Annotated in this window: 18 protein-coding genes and 1 other annotated feature; of the genes, 13 read left to right on the top strand and 5 right to left on the bottom strand. The window is 61.7% G+C overall.

All coding sequences use genetic code 11. The annotated features are described in order from the left end of the window. Positions 1-53 precede the first annotated feature (53 nt). Positions 54-374, top strand: a complete 321-nt coding sequence (gene trxA / locus WDB91_RS02655) for a thioredoxin (RefSeq protein ID WP_339113621.1) — start codon at positions 54-56, stop codon at positions 372-374. Between the two features lie 55 nt (positions 375-429). Here trxA and WDB91_RS02650 read toward each other — a convergent pair whose 3' ends face one another. Beyond that, positions 430-1,305, bottom strand: a complete 876-nt coding sequence (locus tag WDB91_RS02650; RefSeq protein WP_339113620.1) for a hypothetical protein — start codon at positions 1,303-1,305, stop codon at positions 430-432. A gap of 13 nt (positions 1,306-1,318) precedes the next feature. Further along, positions 1,319-2,257 carry a hypothetical protein gene (locus WDB91_RS02645; RefSeq protein ID WP_339113619.1) on the bottom strand — a complete coding sequence of 313 codons (939 nt, stop codon included), beginning with the start codon at positions 2,255-2,257 and terminating at the stop codon, positions 1,319-1,321. 98 nt (positions 2,258-2,355) lie between these two features. On the opposite strand from WDB91_RS02645, the gene hslV reads away from it, so the two are divergent. The 4 genes from hslV to WDB91_RS02625 all read left to right on the top strand — a co-directional run bounded on the left by hslV (position 2,356) and on the right by WDB91_RS02625 (position 6,207). Further along, positions 2,356-2,910 carry an ATP-dependent protease subunit HslV gene (hslV, locus tag WDB91_RS02640; RefSeq protein WP_339113618.1) on the top strand — a complete coding sequence of 185 codons (555 nt, stop codon included), beginning with the start codon at positions 2,356-2,358 and terminating at the stop codon, positions 2,908-2,910. Then, the gene (locus WDB91_RS02635; RefSeq protein WP_339113617.1) at positions 2,903-4,012 is read left to right on the top strand and encodes a hypothetical protein; all 1,110 of its coding nucleotides are present in this window, start codon (positions 2,903-2,905) and stop codon (positions 4,010-4,012) included. The genes hslV and WDB91_RS02635 overlap by 8 nt, the downstream gene beginning before the upstream one ends. Positions 4,013-4,015: 3 nt before the next feature. Continuing rightward, positions 4,016-5,323 (top strand): ATP-dependent protease ATPase subunit HslU, encoded by a 1,308-nt coding sequence (gene hslU / locus WDB91_RS02630; RefSeq protein ID WP_339113616.1) that lies wholly within the window; start codon positions 4,016-4,018, stop codon positions 5,321-5,323. A gap of 158 nt (positions 5,324-5,481) precedes the next feature. Next, the gene (locus WDB91_RS02625; protein WP_339113615.1) at positions 5,482-6,207 is read left to right on the top strand and encodes a DUF1194 domain-containing protein; all 726 of its coding nucleotides are present in this window, start codon (positions 5,482-5,484) and stop codon (positions 6,205-6,207) included. On the opposite strand, the gene WDB91_RS02620 is transcribed toward WDB91_RS02625, so the two are convergent. Further along, positions 6,183-6,797: a Smr/MutS family protein gene (locus WDB91_RS02620; RefSeq protein ID WP_339113614.1), complete on the bottom strand. Its 615-nt coding sequence runs from the start codon at positions 6,795-6,797 to the stop codon at positions 6,183-6,185. The genes WDB91_RS02625 and WDB91_RS02620 overlap by 25 nt on opposite strands. A gap of 87 nt (positions 6,798-6,884) precedes the next feature. Continuing rightward, positions 6,885-7,541: a Tim44/TimA family putative adaptor protein gene (locus WDB91_RS02615; RefSeq protein WP_339113613.1), complete on the bottom strand. Its 657-nt coding sequence runs from the start codon at positions 7,539-7,541 to the stop codon at positions 6,885-6,887. A gap of 154 nt (positions 7,542-7,695) precedes the next feature. Between WDB91_RS02615 and WDB91_RS02610 the strand changes: the two genes are divergently transcribed. From WDB91_RS02610 to WDB91_RS02590, 5 genes are all read left to right on the top strand, one after another. Beyond that, a complete protein-coding gene (locus WDB91_RS02610) occupies positions 7,696-8,220 on the top strand; it encodes an FxsA family protein (protein ID WP_339113612.1) in 525 nt (174 codons plus the stop codon). 53 nt (positions 8,221-8,273) lie between these two features. Further along, a complete protein-coding gene (secB, locus tag WDB91_RS02605; RefSeq protein WP_339113611.1) occupies positions 8,274-8,786 on the top strand; it encodes a protein-export chaperone SecB in 513 nt (170 codons plus the stop codon). A 139-nt stretch (positions 8,787-8,925) separates the two neighbouring features. After that, on the top strand, positions 8,926-9,450 hold the full coding sequence (locus WDB91_RS02600) for an NUDIX domain-containing protein (protein WP_339113610.1): 525 nt from the start codon (positions 8,926-8,928) through the stop codon (positions 9,448-9,450). A 127-nt stretch (positions 9,451-9,577) separates the two neighbouring features. Next, the gene (locus WDB91_RS02595; protein WP_339113609.1) at positions 9,578-11,374 is read left to right on the top strand and encodes an autotransporter assembly complex family protein; all 1,797 of its coding nucleotides are present in this window, start codon (positions 9,578-9,580) and stop codon (positions 11,372-11,374) included. Then, positions 11,374-15,297 (top strand): translocation/assembly module TamB domain-containing protein, encoded by a 3,924-nt coding sequence (locus tag WDB91_RS02590; RefSeq protein ID WP_339113608.1) that lies wholly within the window; start codon positions 11,374-11,376, stop codon positions 15,295-15,297. The genes WDB91_RS02595 and WDB91_RS02590 overlap by 1 nt, the downstream gene beginning before the upstream one ends. A 23-nt stretch (positions 15,298-15,320) precedes the next feature. Here WDB91_RS02590 and WDB91_RS02585 read toward each other — a convergent pair whose 3' ends face one another. Continuing rightward, complete coding sequence (locus tag WDB91_RS02585) at positions 15,321-16,217, bottom strand: YihY/virulence factor BrkB family protein (protein WP_339113607.1); 897 nt, start codon at positions 16,215-16,217, stop codon at positions 15,321-15,323. A 117-nt stretch (positions 16,218-16,334) separates the two neighbouring features. Then, positions 16,335-16,392 (top strand) — a sequence feature (sul1 is cis-regulatory element that is thought to sense ions involved in sulfur or methionine metabolism; They are found in Alphaproteobacteria). Between the two features lie 70 nt (positions 16,393-16,462). Here WDB91_RS02585 and WDB91_RS02580 point away from each other — a divergent pair. The 3 genes from WDB91_RS02580 (at position 16,463) to WDB91_RS02570 (ending at position 19,447) form a co-directional block, all read left to right on the top strand. Further along, complete coding sequence (locus WDB91_RS02580; RefSeq protein WP_339113606.1) at positions 16,463-17,950, top strand: SulP family inorganic anion transporter; 1,488 nt, start codon at positions 16,463-16,465, stop codon at positions 17,948-17,950. A 10-nt stretch (positions 17,951-17,960) separates the two neighbouring features. Continuing rightward, positions 17,961-18,803 (top strand): universal stress protein, encoded by an 843-nt coding sequence (locus WDB91_RS02575; protein WP_339113605.1) that lies wholly within the window; start codon positions 17,961-17,963, stop codon positions 18,801-18,803. A 146-nt stretch (positions 18,804-18,949) separates the two neighbouring features. After that, a complete protein-coding gene (locus WDB91_RS02570) occupies positions 18,950-19,447 on the top strand; it encodes a DNA starvation/stationary phase protection protein (RefSeq protein WP_339113604.1) in 498 nt (165 codons plus the stop codon). Positions 19,448-19,489 lie beyond the last annotated feature (42 nt).

Raw genomic sequence — 19,489 nt, 5'->3', positions numbered from 1 at the left:
GCGCGGGGCAGCATACCTACGTTCTCATCAACTTAGTATTCAGGAGAAATCCCATGGCAACAGTCGCAGTCACCGACGCAACCTTCGATTCCGAAGTCCGTAAATCCGACGTCCCCGTCGTCGTCGATTTCTGGGCGGAATGGTGCGGCCCGTGCCGCCAGATCGGCCCGGCGCTCGAAGAGATCGCAGGCGAGATGGCCGGTAAGGTCAAGATCGTAAAGGTCAATGTCGACGAGAACCCCGAAAGCCCCGCCGCTCTTGGCGTGCGCGGTATTCCGGCGCTCTTCCTGTTCAAGGATGGCGAGGTCGTCTCCAACAAGATCGGCGCGGCTCCGAAAGCGGCGCTTCAGAACTGGATCAACGACGCGATCTGATCGTTTTGATATCGCTCTGAAAAGGCGCCTTCCGGGGCGTCTTTTTTATGCCGGTTCAGCCGGTCGAATGGCTTGAGATCGCAAAGCTCTGCGGATGGAATTTTGGCTGGCCATCGCTCATTGTGGTGACATCCGGCGTGGCCTTCAGCCCGAGGGCGGTCAGAAATTCTGTATAGGGGCCCTCTTCAAGGCGGGTATCAAGCCGCACGAACCTTCCCGCAAGCCCTGCCATGAGCGAGGTGGTCAGCCGGATCGCATCCTGGCTCCCTGTGGCGGTAACCGGTCCGATAAGTGTGCCGCGCCCGAAGCGCCTGCGCATGCCAAACCCCGTGATTTGTCCGCGCGCCTCGATCACATAGCAATCCGAACGATCCGCCAAAACGGCAAGCAGAGCGCGCCGGTCGGCCTCATAGCTTTCTCCGTCAAGCGCATAGATGGCCTGCAGATCTTGCGCTTCGGCCTTGCGGACTTCGCGGGCGATAGAAAAATCGCATGGCAGGATCCCCTCGTATTTATAGACAGGCAGATCCGCCCGCATTCCGAGATCACGATAGGAGGCGACATCATTTTTGCAGGCGTTGAGAAAAACGCCTCCGGTGCTGCGGCTTCGCGTGCTCCGGTCGATCATTTCATGCGCCAGCGTTCCGAACAGGCTGGTTCGGGCCAGTTTGGGATGGGCAATCACCATCCCGATGGAGGTCAGATCGCCCTGATAGGGGAAATACATTGCCGAACCATGCACTCGATCCAGCGCATCGACCGCCACAATCCCGTGCCCGATCTGTAGATTGGTCTCCCAATCGGCCCGCCGATGTGGCCAGCCCAAAGAGACCGAGAGGCCGTGCAGCGCATCGAGATGCTCGAACCCCATCGGCCTGAAAACGAGGTCGAGAGTGTCCGTGTGATGTCGGGGGGGATGGAGATAGGCCATATATATAGTGCCCTCAAGAGGCGATCGGGGTGGGTATGTCGATGTCTGCCTCCGGCACCGGCCAGCCTTTGGCATGCAGATGCGCCAGAAGACGGGCCTCGAATTCGGGGCGAGCGGCATTGAGCGCCTGATCACGTAGGAACCATGTCAGGTATTTAGCGAAATTCTGGCGTTTTGCCAGCATTTCCAGCGCTGCATCAAGCCCCATATGCGGCACGGAGCCAGCGATATGGTGGAAGTCGACCTGCGCGAAGAGAAGCGCGGGTTTGCGCAGGATATAGCCCTCGAAGGCGACCGAGGAGTTCTGCGTGATCACATAGGAACAGCGGCGCAGCAACTCGGGCGTGCCGCCTTCCTGCACCGAGAAATGCGGATAGCGGTTGGCCAGCGCCACTAGCATCTGGCGTTCGGCGGGAGTATATTCCTCATTCGGATGGAGCGTGGCAATTACCGGCTGGGTCACGCGCACCATCACCGTCTCGATCATCTCCATGGGGCTCATCGACTGGAAACTGCGATGGTCGGAGAGCCGGCCCTGCAGGGGCATCAGCGCGAAGCCCTCATCGGTGACCTTGTCCTTGCCCAGCACCTTCTCGCGTAAGGCGCGGTAGAAGGTCTTGGCCTCCTGCGTGTCGATTTTGCGGGCGGGGAATTTCTTGTGTGCGACAGGCCATTCCCAGCGTGCGGCCTGCGCCTCCACATGCCAGTAGGCACCGGTATAACTGCGGCGGCAGGTCAGCGCCCGGTCATGGGTGGGCTCTTCCATATGATAGAGCGCATAGCCCTTCTTCTCGGGCGCTTCCAGCCGCGCGTTGAGCGTGCTTTCCTCGACCGATACCGTCCATCCGACGGATTCCACCGCGCCGATGACGCGCTGGAAAAAGTTGTGCTGCCCCGCGTTCAGGCGGGCGAGGGCAGGCGGATCAAGGTAAAGTGTAAGATGCTGGTCCATTTTATCAGCTTTCCACCGCTTATCCATTTCGGCAAGTGCCAAGGTAGGGTTGCAAGCGTTTTCCTGCGCCTACATATCAGGGTCAAACGGAGGTTTGTATGTCGGAAGATAAATTCCCAGGCTGGCACGGCACAACAATTATCGGTGTGCGTAAAGGTGGTAAGGTCGTGGTGGCGGGTGACGGTCAGGTCAGCCTTGGCCCGACAGTGATCAAGGGCACGGCGCGCAAGGTGCGCAGGCTCAGCCCCGGTGGCCATGATGTGGTGGCGGGATTTGCAGGCTCGACGGCGGATGCCTTCACGCTGCTCGAGCGTCTCGAGATCAAGCTGGAGGCCGCTCCCGGTCAGCTGGCGCGGGCTTGTGTGGAGCTGGCCAAGGACTGGCGCACCGACAAATATCTGAAGAATCTCGAGGCGATGCTGATCGTGACCGATGGCACCGATCTGTTTGTCATCACCGGCGCAGGCGATGTGCTCGAGCCCGAACATAATATCGCGGCGATCGGCTCGGGCGGGAATTATGCGCTGGCGGCGGCCCGCGGCCTGATCGAGACCGATCTGGATGCCGAGGACGTGGCGCGCAAGGCGATGGCGATTGCCGCCGATATCTGCGTCTATACCAATGGCAATGTGACGGTGGAAACGATTGGCTGATCTCTCGTGGGCAGATCTGCGGGCGGCCGTCGCGGCGGGCCATCTGAGCGAGGCACAGGCTGCCTCGGTACAGGCGCTGGCCGCGGCACGGGCCAATCACCGCGCTGCCGAGGACGAGCCGTTCGAGCTGTTCCGCGGCTTTGCCGAGATCTTTGTAACCGTGGGTCTGGGCATCCTGATTGCGGGGGCCTTCGGGCTGACGCTGACCGCAGGTGTTCTGCTGCCCGATCCGCAGACGGTGTTTACCACCGGCGTGGTGATGATCTATTCGCTTTGGGCTGTGGTCACATGGGGTCTGGCCGAGTATTTCACCCGTAAGCGGCGGATGGTGCTGCCCTCGATTCTCCTGGTGCTGACCTATGGCGCCTCGGTTCTTCCACTGGCGATCTGGTGTCTGGGGCATGTGTTCAGCCTGCAATCCAGCCCCAAAGCCGTCGTGCTGACGCTTTCGGTGGTGATGGCAGGGGCGCTGGCGGCGTGGTATCGCCGCTTCCGGCTGCCCTTCACCATGGTGCTGATCGCGCTTTGCGGGCTGGCGGGGTGTTTTGTGCTCTTCGGCTCGACCGAGGATCTCTTCACTGCGCCCTTCACCGCCTTTGACGAGACGATGGATCTGCGCAATTCGACGCTGGCGCTTGGCACGCTGATCTTCGGGCTAGCGGCCTTTGCGGGCGGTATGTGGTTCGATATGCGTGACCCGCACCGGCTGGGGCGGGCCTCGGCCAGCGGGTTCTGGCTGCATCTGTGTGCAGCCCCCGCGCTCGTCAATACGGTGGCGATGACCTTTATCGGCATGGGGCCGGGGCTGGGCTATGCGCTTCTGGCCCTGTCTCTGGTCGCGATCGCCCTGCTGGCGCTGATCATCGACCGTCGTTCTTTCCTGACCGTGGGCATCGGCTATCTGATCTTTCTGGTCAGCTGGCTGACCGATGCCGAGACCCCGACCGATAACTGGTTCGAGGTCTCGGCCACGGTTCTCTTCTTTACCGGCATCGTGCTGACCGCGCTTGGCGCGTGGTGGACGGGGCTGCGTGTCGCGCTGATGCGCGCGCTGCCCGAGTTTCCCGGCAAGTCAGCCCTGCCGCCCTATAAAACGGAGTAATCCATGAGCACTCTCACCCCGCGTGAAATCGTATCCGAGCTTGACCGCTTCATCATCGGCCAGTCCGAGGCCAAGAAGGCCGTAGCTGTGGCCCTGCGCAACCGCTGGCGCCGCCACAAGCTGTCCGATGACATCCGCGACGAAGTCTATCCCAAGAACATCCTGATGATCGGCCCGACCGGCGTCGGCAAGACCGAGATCTCGCGTCGCTTGGCGAAACTGGCCAAGGCGCCCTTCCTGAAGGTCGAGGCGACCAAGTTCACCGAAGTGGGCTATGTGGGCCGCGATGTCGAGCAGATCATCCGCGATCTGACCGATGTGGCACTGGTCGAGACCCGCGAGCATATGCGTGAAGAGGTCAAGGCCCGCGCCCACGCAGCCGCCGAAGAGCGCGTGATCGAGGCGATTGCCGGCACCGACGCCCGTGAGTCGACCCGCGAGATGTTCCGCAAGAAGCTGCGCGACGGGATGCTGGACGATAAGGAAATCGAGATCGAGATCTCCGATCCCACGGGCGGCATGCCTTTGGGCATGATGGGCGGCCAGCCTGGCATGGAGCAACAGATGCAGGGGCTGCAGGAACTGTTCAAGGCGTTCGGGTCAGGCCGGAAGCAGCGTCGCAAGGTCACGGTGAAGGAAAGCTATGAACTTCTGATTGCCGAGGAGGCCGACAAGCTGCTGGATGACGAGAAGGTCAAGGAGGCCGCGTTGGAGGCCGTGCAGCATGGCGGGATTGTGTTCATCGACGAGATCGACAAGGTCTGCGCGCGGCAGGAAACCCGTGGCGGCGATGTCTCGCGCGAGGGGGTGCAGCGGGATCTGCTGCCGCTGATCGAGGGCACGACGGTCTCGACCAAACATGGTCCGGTGAAGACCGACCATATCCTGTTCATCGCCTCGGGGGCCTTCCATATCGCCAAGCCTTCGGACCTTTTGCCCGAGCTGCAGGGCCGTCTGCCGATCCGTGTGGAACTGCGCGCGCTGACCGAGGCGGATTTCGTCCGTATCCTCACCGAGACTGACAATGCGCTGACCCGTCAGTATACCGCCTTGATGGGCACAGAGGAGGTGGTGGTGGAATTCACCGAGGACGGGATCGCCGCTCTGGCCCGAATTGCCGCCGAGGTGAACGCCACGGTCGAGAATATCGGGGCGCGCCGCCTTTATACCGTGATGGAACGGGTGTTCGAGGAACTGTCCTTCACCGCGCCGGATCGTGGCGGCGAAACGGTGCAGATCGATGCCGCCTTTGTCGAGAAAGAGGTGGGGGCTCTGGCCAAATCTTCCGATCTCAGCCGGTATGTTTTGTAACATGTGCACAAAATAGGGGCGCAAGGCATGGCTTTGCGCCCCTATTCATGACAGGTTTGCAACCGTAGGATAAATTCTTATTGTTGAATTAACCTTTCTTGCCGACCCTTTTGATCAGGCCCCTCGTTCCGAGCGGCTGGAAATCGAAAGGAGAGCGTATGAGACTCCAACGATGGATGGTTGCCATTGGTTTGGCATTGGGGCTTTTGCCCCTGCAGGCACAAGCGCGCTGCGATCTGGCACTGGTTCTGGCACTCGACATTTCCGCCTCGATCGACAGTCGCGAGTATACTTTACAAAAAGACGGAATGGCCCTGGCTCTGGCCAATCCGGAGGTGATACAGGCCATCGAGGATCGTGGCGGGATCTGGCTTTACGGCTTCGAGTGGAGCGGGACCTACCAGATCTACGAGACCCTGCCTTGGGTCTTTGTGGATAGTCCCGATACGATCATTGGCGCGGCCGAGCGGATGCGGGCCATGCCGAGGCCGGTCAGCAATTATCCGACCGCTCTGGGCTATGCGTTGGGCGAGGCCGTGATCGCGCTCAACCGCGCACCCGAGAACTGCTATCGTAAGATCATCGATGTGGCAGGCGATGGCATCAATAACGCGGGCTTCCCGCCACAAAGCGCCTATGCCGCGGCCGATATGTCGGGGATCACGGTGAATGCGCTGGTGATCGAGGGAGAATTACCCTCGCCGATCCCCTACTTCGAGGCGCAGGTGCTTCACGGACCTGCGGCCTTTGTAGAAGTGGCGCAAAGCTATCAGGATTATCAGGAGGCGATGACGCGCAAACTCTTGCGGGAAATCTCGCCGGCTTCCTTCGTGATGCTGGAGCCTCGGCTGCAACCGGATTATCCGCGCAGTTTGCGAAGATAGACGTAATAGGCCCCTTCGCCGCCATGACGCTGATGGGCCTGTGACACCTGCATCACCACAGGGCCGAGCGGCGGCAGACGTAGCCATTGCGGCACCTGATGGCGCAGAACACCGCGACGGGTCGGGATCGGATCCCAATCCTCCATGATCTTGCCCTTGCCGGTGATCACCAGAACCAGCCGGTGCCCGTGATCCTGCGCCCGCAGGATGAAGCTGATCAGTTCGGGATGGGCTTCCGCCTGTGTCATCCCGTGCAGGTCGATACGGGCATCGGGCACCAGCTTGCCGCGGGTCATCTGCTTATGGGCCTTGTGGTCCATGCGCAGGGGCTGGGTCCTGAGGCTTTCAGCGATTGATTTGGGCGGGGTATGGGACCACCCTGTCCGCGGGGTCGCGCCGCCCAGCCGCAACTTGCCCAGATCAGCTTTAGGCGGATCGGGGAGGGGCTTCTCGAGGGGCGTCGGCGGTTTGGCCAGCGCCTCCTCATCCGGCTGCTCGGGTTTGCGTGTGCCATGAAAAAGCCGCGTGGTGCGTGCCACGCGGTCCCAGAGCTCGCGCTCCTCCTCGCTGAGTTTGCGTTTGCGCGCCATCCGCCTCAGCCCCGCCTTGTCTGGAGGGCGATGCAAAACGCCGCCCCTATGGCGGCGTAGAGCGGAGATATGCAGGCGCGGGCCATCTTAGCCGCCCGTGGCCACGAGCACCCAGTTCGGGTCGGCGGCGCCCATCTTGCGGGCAAAGGTCCAGACATCGCGCTGTTTGCGGGCCGTGCGCGGGTCGCCTTCGACCAAGTTGCCCTGCGCATCGCGCGAGACCGAGACCAGCTCACCTACAAAGCGCACGGTCAGTTCGGCATCATTATCGCCATCAAGGGTGGCCGCATCCAGAGCCAGTTCGCGCAGGCCCATGAATTCGGCCTCGACCGTCAGGCCACGCGCCTTGCGATCGGCGATGGCTGCTGCGAATGCCTCGTAGACGGGCGGCGACAGGAAGGGTTTGACCTCGTCCAGCTGGCCCCGCTCGAAAGCCATCAGGATCATCTCGTAGGCCCCGCGGGCGCCTTTGAGGAAGCCACCGACCTCGAAGCTGGGCTCCAGCCGTTTCATCGCGGCCAGCGCATTGGCCGAGGACGAGCCCTCGGGCACATGGTCGGTGATGTCCAGATCGGGGCCGCCATCGATGACCTCGAATTTCTGTTTCGTCTCCTCGGGTTCTGGCGCGCTGTCCTTCGCGGAGCGTTCGAAGCCGTCGCGGGTTCCAAGCACGCTTTTGAGGCGCAGGATCAAAAAGATCGCGACAGCTGCAAGAACGATTAGCTGGATGATTGAGTTGTTCATCTGGGTCCCTTGGGCGACGGCATCTGGAGGGCGACTTGGTATTTCGCTCTTGGGCACATATGTATGACAGGAGGCCGTTCAAGTCCATGCCGTGATCTAATGCAGGCAAGAGGGCGGGAATGGCAGTTTTATGGACTGGATCAAGGACTAACCCATGTGGATCTTTCTGGCCTTTCTGCTGGTGCCGATTATCGAGATCGGCCTGTTCATTCAGGTCGGCGGGCTGATCGGGCTGTGGCCAACGCTTGCCATCGTCGTGCTGACGGCGATTGTCGGAACCTCGCTCGTGCGCTCGCAAGGGGCACAGGCCATGGCCGAGTTGCGCCGCTCGATGGCTGAGCTGAACGATCCGTCGCGTCCCTTGGCGCATGGTGCGCTGATCCTGCTGGCGGGGGCGCTGTTGCTGACGCCGGGGTTCTTCACGGATGCTTGTGGTCTCTTGCTGCTGATCCCGGCTGTGCGCGACTGGGTGACGGGACAGCTGGCCAAGCGCGTGAAGATGCAGAGCTTTCAGATGGGTGGCGGGATGGGGTCGCAAGGCTTTGATGATCCGCGTGACTTCGGTTCTGCCCAAAATCGCGGCGCTAAACAGGGGCCGGGCGTAATTGACGGCGAATTTGAAGAAATTGATTCCGAAAACCCGCCCCGTCCGGGGAATTCCGGCTGGACGCGGCATTGAAGAGAAGGCCGCGCCAGTGCTAGACATTTCGTCAAAGTGATTTGGAGAACGATATGACCGAAGAAACCACTGCGGCCGCTCCGGCAGCTGGGGATGCCCAGCAGGCTCTGAAGATGCAGATCCTTGCGCAATTCGTGCGGGATATGTCCTTCGAGAATATGGTCGCCCAGAAAGGTCTGACCTCGGCGGATGTCCAGCCCGAGATGCAGGTTCAGGTCAGCCTTGATGCCAAGAAGCGTCAGGCCGACAACCAGTACGAGGTGATCTGCAAGTTCAAGGTCACGTCGAACAACAAATCCACCAATACGCCGCTCTATCTTCTGGAGCTGGAATATGGCGGGATCTTCCATGTCGAGGGCGTGCCGGCCGACCAGATGCACCCCTTCCTGCTGATCGAGTGCCCGCGCCAGCTGTTCCCCTTCATCCGCCGGATCGTCTCGGATGTGACGCGCGATGGCGGCTTCCCGCCCTTCAACCTCGAAATGGTTGATTTCGTGCAGCTTTACCGCTCCGAACTGGCGCGCCGCGCCGAGGTTCAGGCCGCTTCCGGCGAAACCGCCAACTAAGCCTGACGGGGTAGGCGTGGGCGCGGCCTGAGACAGGCTGCCCCCGCGACAATCTGTCTCCCGCGACGATCTGCCCCCGTGACTTTTGACGCCGCTGCAAGCATCTCTTGCAGCGGCGTTCGCTATTGAGGAGTGTGCGATGACCGATCTTATCCCTGCCTGGGTCGGCGAGGAGCTGACCCCCGTCGACAAGCTCGAGGCGCATCGTCTCGGGCTGCGGCACAAGGCTGTTTCGGTTTTCGTGATGTCGGGGCGCGAGGTGCTTATCCAGAAACGCGCCGAGGGCAAATACCACTCGGCGGGTCTTTGGGCCAATAGCTGCTGCACCCATCCCCATTGGGACGAGGCGCAGCATGACTGCGCCATCCGTCGTATGCGTCAGGAGTTGGGGATCACGGGGCTCTACCCGAGCCATGCCGACCGGCTGGAATACCGCGCGGATGTGGGGGGCGGGCTGATCGAGCACGAGGTGGTGGATGTGTTTCTGGCCGATGCGCCCCGCGATCTGGCGGTGAGCCCTGCGCCCGAAGAGGTGGCCGAGGTCAAATGGGTCGATCTGCATGATCTGGCCGCCGAGGTCGACCGGCATCCCCATCGTTTCTCGCGCTGGCTATCGATCTATATGACGGGTCATAAAGACCGGATTTTCAAAAGCCTCGGCTGAGAGCCGCGTCGACCGGATCACATTTGCTGATCTCGGCAATATTCCCCGCAAATTGTCGCCGCCGGACTGGAAAAATCTTCCGATAGCTGCAACTGTTTCGCAAAATACCGCGAAAAGGGGCAGTCAGGTGCGCGTCACAAAATTAGGTCTGGCAGGGGTCGTGCTTTCCGTAATCGGAGGGGCGGCATTGGCGCAGGGCAATCTTCAATTTCAGGTTGCCGGCGGCGACGAGGATCTGACAGAGGCGCTGAAGGGCGCCTCGCTCGTGGTCAGCGCCGAGGATAAGACAGGGGACGATGCGCCCGATGCGCAGGATCTCTTCGGGTCTGCCCGCGCCGATTATGCCCGTATTCTCGCCGCGCTTTATGATGAGGGATATTATTCGCCCACGATCTCGATTCTGGTGAATGGCAAGGAAGCCGCGAGCATCGCCCCGCTCGATGCGCCTTCGACCATTTCCTCGATCCAGATTACGGTCGATCCCGGCCCGAAATTCACCTTCTCGCAGGCCGATATCGCGCCGCTTGCGCCCAAGACCGAATTGCCTGACGGCTTCAAGGCGGGGCAGACCGCGCGCACCAGCTTAATCCGCTCTGCCGCGCAGACCGCTGTCACCGGCTGGGAAGAGCAGGGCCATGCCAAGGCCGATGTGACGTCCCAGAAGATCACCGCCGACCATCGCAGCGACACGCTGGCCACCGATATACGCCTCGATCCGGGCCCGAAGGTCAGTTTCGGTAACCTGACGATCACCGGTTACAAGCGCATGCGCGAAGAACGCATCCGCGCGATCGCGGGCTTCCCCAAGGGACAGGTCTTCGATCCCGACGAGCTGGAACTGGTGCGCACCCGCCTCCGCCGCGCCAGCGTCTTCAGTTCGATGACCTTGACCGAGGCCGATAAGCTGAACCCCGATGATTCACTCGATTACACGCTGGGCGTGGTCGAGGATAAGCGCCGCCGTCTGGGGGCAGGTGTCGAATACCAGACCGTGGACGGGCTGACGCTCTCGGGCTACTGGCTGCACCGCAACCTCTTTGGCGGGGCGGAGCGGCTGCGGGTGGATGCGGATGTCTCGGGGATCGGTGGTTCGGATGGAGGCGCGGATTACAGCCTCGGCGTGCGCATCGACCGTCCCGCGACCTTCTCGCCCGATACCTCGGCCTATGCCGAGACCTCTGTTTCCCGTGAATCAACCGATGATTACGACGAGAACGCCTTCGAGATCGGCGCGGGTCTGACGCGCTATTTCAACGAGGATATCACTGGCGAACTGGGCTTGGCCTATAACTGGTCGCAGGTGACCGATGATGTGGGCGATACCTATTTCAGCCAGATCTCTGCTCCCGGCACGCTGACCATCGACAAGCGTGACAGCTCGACCGACGCGACCAAAGGATATTATGCCAAGATCGGGCTGACGCCTTTCGTGGGCCTCAACTCCTCGACGGGCACCGGCCTGCAATCCACCGGTGACCTGCGCGGCTATTTCGGCTTTGGCGCCGATGACCGTTTCGTGCTGGCTGGACGGGCACAATACGGCATCGTTGTGGGGTCCTCGCTCGAAGAGACCCCGCGTGATTATCTGTTCTACTCGGGCGGTGGCGGCACCGTGCGCGGCCAACCCTACCAGTCATTGGGCGTCACCAAGCTCGAAGACGGCACGCTCAAGACCGGTGGCACCGAATTTGCGGGGCTTTCGGGCGAATTCCGCATGGGTATTACCGAAAGCATCGGCGCGGTGGCCTTCTATGACATGGGCTGGGTCGGTGATGACGGCACGGGAGACTGGCAATCCGGCGCGGGTCTGGGCCTGCGCTACAAGACCGGCATCGGTCCGATCCGTCTGGATGTGGCCGCACCGGTTGATGGGGATACGGGCGAGGGCGTGCAGCTTTACGTCGGTTTGGGGCAGGCATTCTGATGATGAAGAAACTTGCAATCGCACTGGTCGCGCTCTGGCCGCTTACGGGCTTTGCGCAGGAGACGACGACCACCCAATCGGCGGATGGTCAGTCCACGACCACCCAGACCGAGGATGGCACCACCGTCAAGACCACCGGTAGTGACACGTCTGATGAGTCCAAGCGTGACCGCTCCTATCTGACCGGCCTGATCGAGGACAAGCTCTCGGGCGAGGGGCGCACGATCCGTCTGGACGGGTTCAAGGGGGCACTGTCCTCGCGCGCGACTTTCGACAAGCTGACGATTTCCGATGATCAGGGGCCGTGGCTCGTGATTAACAATGCGGGGCTTTCGTGGAACCGCTCGGCCATTCTGCGCGGCAATATCGACATCAAGGAGCTTTCGGCCAGCTCGATCGAGCTGACCCGCCTGCCTGCGGCGCAGGAAGGCGTCGAGGTGCCCGATGCCGAGGCCAAGCCCTTCTCGCTGCCCGATCTTCCGGTGTCGCTGAATGTCGACAAGCTGGATGTGGGCGAGGTGAAGCTGGGCGAGGCGATTCTGGGCGAGCCGATCACCTTCAAGGTCAACGGATCGCTCGGGCTCGCGGATGGCTCCGGCAAGGCCAAGCTGGTGGTGGACCGCACCGATGATGTCGAGGGCCAGTTCTCGCTCAATGCCGCCTATTCGAATGATGACCAGACCCTGTCGCTGGACCTCCTGACCAAGGAAGGCAAGGGCGGGCTCGTGTCGAAGAAACTGGGCCTGCCGGGCGCGCCTGCGGTGACGCTGGCGGTGTCGGGTGATGGTCCGCTGAGCGATTTCTCGGCCGATATGGCGCTCTCGACCGATGGTCAGCAGCGTCTGACGGGCAAGGTGGTGCTGGGCCAGACCCAAGGCGAGGACGGCACCGACAAGACCTTCAAGGCGACTCTGTCGGGCGATGTGACCCCGATGCTGGAGCCCGAATATCACGACTTCTTCGGCAAGAATATCTCGCTGGATGTGGAGGGCGTGTCCAAGGCTTCGGGCGAGACCGATATCAACCAGCTCTCGCTCGATGCGCAGGCCGTGGATGTGAAGGGCTCGCTGGCGCTGGCGGCGGGTGGCTTGCCGGACCGCTTCGATCTGGATCTCAATCTGGGGCTCGATACCGGCGAGCCGGTCGTGCTGCCTGTGACAGGGGCCCAGACCACGCTGCAGGATGCCTCGCTGAAACTCAGCTATGACAAGGCCGATGGCGATAACTGGACGCTGACGGGGATTGTCGATGCGCTGAAAAGCCCGACCGTCTCTCTGGACAAGGTGAATCTGGATGGCGCGGGCACGATCACGCAGGATGCCGATGCACCGGCTGTGGCGGGCAATGTGACCTTTGACACGCAGGGCATCGCGATGGGCGATCCGGCGCTGGCCGAGGCTGTGGGACCTGCTCTGACGGGGCGCACCGATTTTGCATGGACCAAGGGCAGTCCGATCAAGCTGACCACCCTGCGGGTGGCGGGGCGCGATTACGGGCTGGAAGGGGATGTCTCCTTCGAGAACCCGACCGAAGGTCTGGTGATCACCACCGATGCACAGATCCGCCATGACAATCTGGCGCGTTTGGCGCAGATTTCGGGGCGCGATCTCTCGGGCTCGATCCTTGGTGCGGTGAAGGGCAGCTTTACGGTGCTTAGCGGCGCCTTTGACGCCGATGTGGATGTGACGGGACAGGATATCGCCATTGGTCAGCCGCAGGCGGATGCAGCCCTTGCGGGCCAGTCGAAGATCGTGATCTCGGCCAAGCGTGACGAGAACGGTCTCGTGCTGCGCAATTTCTCGGCGGATGCCAAGGCGCTGACGGCCAAGGCCTCGGGGTCGCTTGCCACCGGCAATGCGGATGTAACGGCCACGGCTTCGGCCAATCTGAACGTGCTGGGCGCGGGCTATGGTGGTGCGGTCGATCTGAACGCGCATTATACCGAAGGCGGAGAGGGCCGCCGCGTGGTGCTTAATGCCACCGGCAACGGCGTGGCCGTGGGCCAGCCGCAGCTGAACAAATTCCTGCAGGGCAAAACGGTAATCGACCTGAATGCGCTGGAGAAAGACGGCGACATCTCGCTCGACCAGTTCAATATCTCGAACCCCAATCTGAAGGCCACGGGCTCCGGCGCGCTGAAGGACGGGCAAGGACAGATCGATCTGAACCTGACGAGCGATCTGTCGGGCTTGGGGGCGCCTTACCGCGGCAAGATCACCGCCGATGCAGCGGTGAAGGAGCGCGCGGATGGCCGCCTGATCACGCTCAAGGCCAATGCCGCCAATGTGGCGGTGGGTCAGTCTCAGGCCGATAAGCTTCTGGCGGGCAATTCCGCGCTGGAACTGGCGGTCCTGCAGAACGGCACGGATATCGAGCTGCAGAAATTCACCCTTTCGAACCCGCAGCTGAGCGCCGATGCCAGCGGCACGGTGACCTCGGGCGCGCGCAAGATCGATCTGAATGCGCGGCTGGCCAATACCGCCCTTCTGGCACCGGGTTTCCCCGGTCCACTGACGGTGAAGGGGCAGGTGACCGATAATGGCAGCCAGTATGGTGTGAATATCTCGGCGAATGGACCGGGCAACACCGATGCCACGGTCACCGGCACGCTGGCGTCCGATTTCGGCACGGCCAATCTGGCGGTGAAGGGCGGCACGCAATCGGCGCTGGCCAATGCGTTTATCTCGCCGCGCTCGGTCGAGGGGCCGCTGCGCTTCGATCTGGACCTGAACGGGCCACTGGCGCTCAATTCGCTGTCGGGCACCGTCTCGGGGCAGGGGCTGCGGTTCAGTGCGCCGACGCTGTCGCTGGCGCTGGAAGGGATCAATGTGGATGCCCAGCTGGGCAATGGCCGCGTAAACCTGACCACCAGCGCCAATTTCCAGGAAGGTGGCACGGTGAAAGTGTCGGGCCCGATCACGCTTTCGGCGCCCTATAATAGCGATCTGACCATTGCGCTGGACCGCGCGCGCTTCCGTGACCCGAACCTCTATGACACCCGTGTCACGGGGCAGCTGGGGATCAATGGCGCGCTGACCGGCGGGGCGAAGATCGCGGGCAAGCTCGCGCTCTCGGATACCGAGATCCGCGTGCCCTCGACCGGCCTTGGCGGGGTGGAATCCATTCCCGATATCACCCATGTGGCGGAATCCGCGGCCTCGCGCGCCACGCGGGCCAAGGCGGGTGTGCTCGAGACCGAAAGCGAGAGCTCGGGAGGGTCTTCGGTGGCCTTCCCGCTCGATATTACCATCTCGGCGCCCAACCAGCTGTTCGTGCGCGGACGCGGGCTCGATGCCGAACTGGGTGGCCAGCTGCGGATTACCGGCACCACGGCCAATGTTATCCCGATCGGCAGTTTCGAGCTGGTGCGCGGGCGGCTTGATGTGCTCAATCAGCGCTTCACGCTCGATAACGGCTCCATCGCGCTGCAGGGCGAGTTTGTGCCCTATATCGATTTCTCGGCGACCACGACGAAGAATGACTACGCGATCACGCTGGGGATCTCGGGGGAGGCGACCTCGCCCGATCTGGATGTGACCTCTTCGCCGGAGCTGCCGCAGGAAGAGGTGCTGGCACAGCTGCTGTTCGGGCAGGGGCTGAACAATATCTCGGCGCTGCAGGCGGCAGAGCTTGCGTCCGCTGTGGCGACGCTGGCCGGACGCAACGATAACGGGATCATGTCCAAGCTGCGCAATAGCACGGGGCTCGATGATCTGGATGTCGGCACCGATAGCGATGGCAATGCCACCGTGACCGCCGGCAAATATATCTCGGACAAGATCTACACCGATGTCGAGCTGGGCTCTTCGGGCCAGACCGAGATCAATCTCAATCTCGATCTGACCAAAACCATCACGGCCAAAGGTTCGGTCGGGTCGGATGGCGATAGCGGGATCGGCGTCTATCTGGAGAAAGACTACTGAAAAGGGGCCTTCGGGCCCCTTTTTCATTCCGTCTGTTCGGGTAGCGGTTTGGTAGAGCCGGTGCGCTCCTTGCGCAATTCGGCATTGAAGGCGGCGCCGAACAGGATCGCGAAGGCCGAGAGATAGAGCCACAGCAAAAGCGCAATGACCGCCCCAATGGAGCCATACAGTTTGGAATAGCTGGCGAAATTGCTGAGATAGAAGGTCAGCCCGTAGCTGGCCGCTCCCCAGACCAGCGTGGCGATCACCGCGCCCAGCGTAAACAGCTTCTCGCGCGGGCGGCCCATTTTGCGCGGGCCGTAGCGGTAAAGAATGCCCAGCACCGTCAGCATCAGAAGGAACATCGCAGCCCAGGGCAAGCCGGAGAGCATCAGGTTGGTCAGCGCCATCAGCGCCGGATTGCTGTGGAAGGGCAGGACGTTGAGAAAGACCGGCACGGCCACAATGGTGGCCAGCGCCACGATCATCACCGCGACCAGCGCCATCGTCATGAAATAGGCGAAGAACAGGCTCCAGATCGTATTGCGCGGCTTTACCCCGTGGATCACGTTCAGTCCGAGCACCAATGCGCCCACGCCTGCGCGTGCCGAAAACAGCGTGATGGCCAGTGAGACGATCGTGCCCCAGCCGATGGAGGAATTGGTCGAGATCAGCCAGCTCTGGATTTGTGCGTAAAGCAGGTTCCATGCCTGCGGCGGAATGAAATTATCGGCCACCGCCAGATAGGTGCGGATGGTGTTGGCATCGGCGAAGGCGGTCCAGATCGCAATGGTGGCCGACACACCCGGAAAGACTGCGAACATCGCATAGAAGGCCACGCCCGCCGCGATCAGCCCGATATTGGCATTTGCCAGTCGTCCGACCAGCTGTGCCGTGAATCTCCACGAAAGGCTCAGGATATGGGGGGAAATGACGGCCACAGTGTCTCCTTTTCGCTTGTTAGCTAAGCGGCAAGACAGGTTTTGGGCAATGGGTCGGAGAAAATCTGTCTGACGCATTGCCCTTTTGGTCACGGTTTCGTATCCAAACTCCAATCGTCAGGACCCGGGTGCGACTCCCGGGTGGCTCTTCCGGCCGCCGATCCGCCGGAGAAACCCGTTAAAAAACGAACCGAAGATTCCGTGAAGCCCGCAAGATCCGCAGGCCGAGACGGTTAGGATATGACATGAACCTTGATGCTTATCGCAAATCTTGGGTCGGCAGCTTGCGTGCAGACGTGCTGTCGGGCCTTGTTGTGGCGCTGGCGCTGATCCCCGAAGCCATCGCCTTTTCCATTATCGCCGGTGTGGACCCCAAAGTGGGTCTCTATGCCAGCTTCTCCATTGCCGTGATCACCGCCATCGTGGGCGGCCGTCCGGGGATGATCTCGGCGGCCACCGCCGCCACCGCCGTCCTGATGGGCAGCCTCGTACGCGACCACGGGCTGGAATATCTGCTGGCGGCTACCGTGCTGGCGGGTCTGATCCAGATCCTGATCGGCGTCAGCCGTGTGAGCTTCGTGATGCGATTTGTCTCGAAATCGGTGATGACCGGTTTTGTGAACGCGCTGGCGATCCTCATCTTCATGGCGCAGATCCCCGAGATGGATCCGTCGAGAGTGCCGATGTTCACCTTTGTGGTGATTGCGGTGGCCTTGGCGATCATCTACATCCTGCCGCGCTTCACCAAGGCGGTTCCCTCGCCGCTGGCGGCGATCGTGATCCTCACGGCCTGTTCCATCGGCTTCGGGTGGGATGTGCGCACCGTGGGCGATATGGGCAAGCTGCCCGATGCGCTGCCGGTCTTCCTGCTCCCCGATGTGCCGTTCAACCTCGAGACACTGAAGATCATCTTCCCCTATGCGCTGGGGGTGGCCGTGGTCGGGCTTCTGGAAAGCCTGATGACGCAGAATCTGATCAATGACCTGACGGATACGAAATCCTCGCGCAATCAGGAATGTGTGGGGCAGGGCATCGCCAACGGTATTACCGGTTTCATCGGTGGTATGGCAGGCTGTGCGATGATCGGCCAGTCGATGATCAATATCAAATCCGGCGGTCGCGGGCGTCTGTCGACGTTGGTGGCGGGCGTGATGCTGCTGATCTTCTGTGTAGTGCTGGGCCCGTGGGTCAGCCAGATCCCGATGGGGGCGCTGGTGGCGATCATGATCATGGTGTCGATCGGCACGTTCAGCTGGTCCTCGATCCGCGATCTGGCGACCCATCCCAAGACCTCGAGCGCGGTGATGCTGGCCGTGGTGGTTGTGGTTGTGGCGACCCATAACCTTGCCATCGGTGTGTTGGTGGGTGTGCTGCTATCGGGCTGCTTCTTTGCGGCCAAGATCGCGCGCCAGTTCCATCTGACATCCGAGCTGTCGTCCGACGGGCGCGTGCGCACCTATCGGGTGCACGGGCAGCTCTTCTATGGTGCCACGGAAGATTTCATGGCAGCCTTCGATTTCCACGAGACGCTGGATCGGGTGGTGATCGATGTGACCGATGCCAAGATCTGGGATCTTTCGGCGGTTTCTGCTGTTGATATGGCGGTGCTGAAATTCCGCCGTGACGGGGCGGAGGTCGAGCTGGTCGGGATGGACCGGATGTCGGAGAGCCTTGTCGGGCGTCTGGGGCAGGCCGATAAACTCGGTGCCGATGCGGCGCTTTCGGGCCATTAAGGAGAAGAGAATGGACAAAAAGATCATCTCTTTCGTCGACGGATCGCATTATTCCGCGAGCGTGTGCGACTATACCGCCTGGGCGATGGCGCGGCTGGGCGCACCGGCCGAGCTCGTTCATGTGCTAGGTCGTGCGCCCGAACCCAAGGAGGATCTGTCGGGGACGATCGCGCTTGGCGCGCGCTCGTCGCTGATGGAACAGCTGGCCACCATCGATGCACAGCGCGCCAAGCTTGTCTCGCAGCGGGGCCGTGCAATCCTCGAGGATGCACAGGCGCGGGTGATCGAGGCCGGTGGCACCGGAGTAACCACCCAGCTGCGCAATGGCGAGCTTCTGGATGCGGTGACCGAGCGCGAGGCGGAAGCCCGCGTCATGATCATCGGCAAACGCGGCGATCAGGCCGATATCGCGATGGACCATCTGGGCTCCAATCTCGAGCGGGCAATCCGCTCGAGCAAGGTGCCGGTGCTGGTAGCCAACCGTGCCTTTTCGCCGGTGGCCAAGGTGGCCATCGCCTATGATGGCGGGGTCTCGGCCAAGCGGGCGATGGCCGTGCTGGCCACCTCGCCGATCTTCACCGACCTGGAGGTGCAGGTGGTGTCGGTGGGCGAAGGGGCCGAGGCTAAAGCCCGCGAGGGCTGCGCGATGCTCGAAGGGTCGGGCCTGAAGACCCGTCCCGTGTCCATCGAGGGCGAGCCCGAGAAAGCGCTGGTGAAACATATCGAGAGTGACGGGATCGATATGATCGTGATGGGGGCCTACGGCCATTCGCGTATCCGCTCCTTCATCATCGGCTCGACCACCACCGCTTTGATCCGCGCCTGCAAGGTGCCGGTGCTGCTGATGCGCTAATCACGCATTCGCGACAGATCACACCCAAAAAAACGGGGCGCGTCACGGAACGGTGGCGCGCCTTTTTCGTTGTCTAGGTGAAACGCATGGAGGGCTGTGCGGTGCGGGACTTCCGCGCCCGGCCCGTAACCAGAGGAGACCATTTCATGGACAACGTTCTGCAAGTCAAACCCAAAGCCGAAAAAGTGAATACGGGTGTCGAAGGCAAGAAAGTCATGGCCAAAGCCGTGAACCAGGTTGCGTCCGACGTTTATAAGCTGGCGATCAAAACTCAGTTCTATCACTGGAATGTAGAGGGCCCGCTGTTCCGTCCGCTGCACCTTCTGACCGAGGAGCAATATGGCGAGTTGTTCGAGAGCGCCGATGTCATTGCCGAACGCGTGCGCGCACTGGGCGAGCTGGCACCGATGAACCTCAAGCAACTCAACGCCTTCTCGCAGCTGGACGAGCTGGATGGCAAGCCCACGGCGGAAGAGATGATTGCCGATCTGGTGAAAGATCATGAGGCGATTGCTGCCCGCATTCAGGATGTGATCGAGCTGGCCGACGAGCATAACGACCACGCCACCGACGATCTTCTGGGTGGCGTTGCCGGTCAGCACGAGAAAATGGCATGGATGCTCCGTTCGCATCTTGCGAAATAAGCGGAGCGGATCTGCGATGGAAAACCGGGCATCAAGCCCGGT

Origin of the sequence: Thioclava sp. GXIMD2076 (assembly GCF_037949795.1) — a bacterium.
In the GTDB taxonomy this organism is placed as follows: domain Bacteria; phylum Pseudomonadota; class Alphaproteobacteria; order Rhodobacterales; family Rhodobacteraceae; genus Thioclava; species Thioclava kandeliae.
The sequence above is the reverse complement of the archived record's forward strand: the minus strand, read 5'-3'. Positions and strand labels throughout refer to the sequence as shown.

Bases quoted from the DNA above. Each gene is read 5' to 3' on its own strand.
- trxA (WP_339113621.1), top strand. From the start codon at position 54: ATGGCAACAGTCGCAGTCACCGACGCAACCTTCGATTCCGAAGTCCGT.
- WDB91_RS02650 (WP_339113620.1), bottom strand. From the start codon at position 1,305: ATGGCCTATCTCCATCCCCCCCGACATCACACGGACACTCTCGACCTC.
- WDB91_RS02645 (WP_339113619.1), bottom strand. From the start codon at position 2,257: ATGGACCAGCATCTTACACTTTACCTTGATCCGCCTGCCCTCGCCCGC.
- hslV (WP_339113618.1), top strand. From the start codon at position 2,356: ATGTCGGAAGATAAATTCCCAGGCTGGCACGGCACAACAATTATCGGT.
- hslU (WP_339113616.1), top strand. From the start codon at position 4,016: ATGAGCACTCTCACCCCGCGTGAAATCGTATCCGAGCTTGACCGCTTC.
- WDB91_RS02625 (WP_339113615.1), top strand. From the start codon at position 5,482: ATGAGACTCCAACGATGGATGGTTGCCATTGGTTTGGCATTGGGGCTT.
- WDB91_RS02620 (WP_339113614.1), bottom strand. From the start codon at position 6,797: ATGGCGCGCAAACGCAAACTCAGCGAGGAGGAGCGCGAGCTCTGGGAC.
- WDB91_RS02615 (WP_339113613.1), bottom strand. From the start codon at position 7,541: ATGAACAACTCAATCATCCAGCTAATCGTTCTTGCAGCTGTCGCGATC.
- WDB91_RS02610 (WP_339113612.1), top strand. From the start codon at position 7,696: ATGTGGATCTTTCTGGCCTTTCTGCTGGTGCCGATTATCGAGATCGGC.
- secB (WP_339113611.1), top strand. From the start codon at position 8,274: ATGACCGAAGAAACCACTGCGGCCGCTCCGGCAGCTGGGGATGCCCAG.
- WDB91_RS02600 (WP_339113610.1), top strand. From the start codon at position 8,926: ATGACCGATCTTATCCCTGCCTGGGTCGGCGAGGAGCTGACCCCCGTC.
- WDB91_RS02590 (WP_339113608.1), top strand. From the start codon at position 11,374: ATGATGAAGAAACTTGCAATCGCACTGGTCGCGCTCTGGCCGCTTACG.
- WDB91_RS02580 (WP_339113606.1), top strand. From the start codon at position 16,463: ATGAACCTTGATGCTTATCGCAAATCTTGGGTCGGCAGCTTGCGTGCA.
- WDB91_RS02575 (WP_339113605.1), top strand. From the start codon at position 17,961: ATGGACAAAAAGATCATCTCTTTCGTCGACGGATCGCATTATTCCGCG.
- WDB91_RS02570 (WP_339113604.1), top strand. From the start codon at position 18,950: ATGGACAACGTTCTGCAAGTCAAACCCAAAGCCGAAAAAGTGAATACG.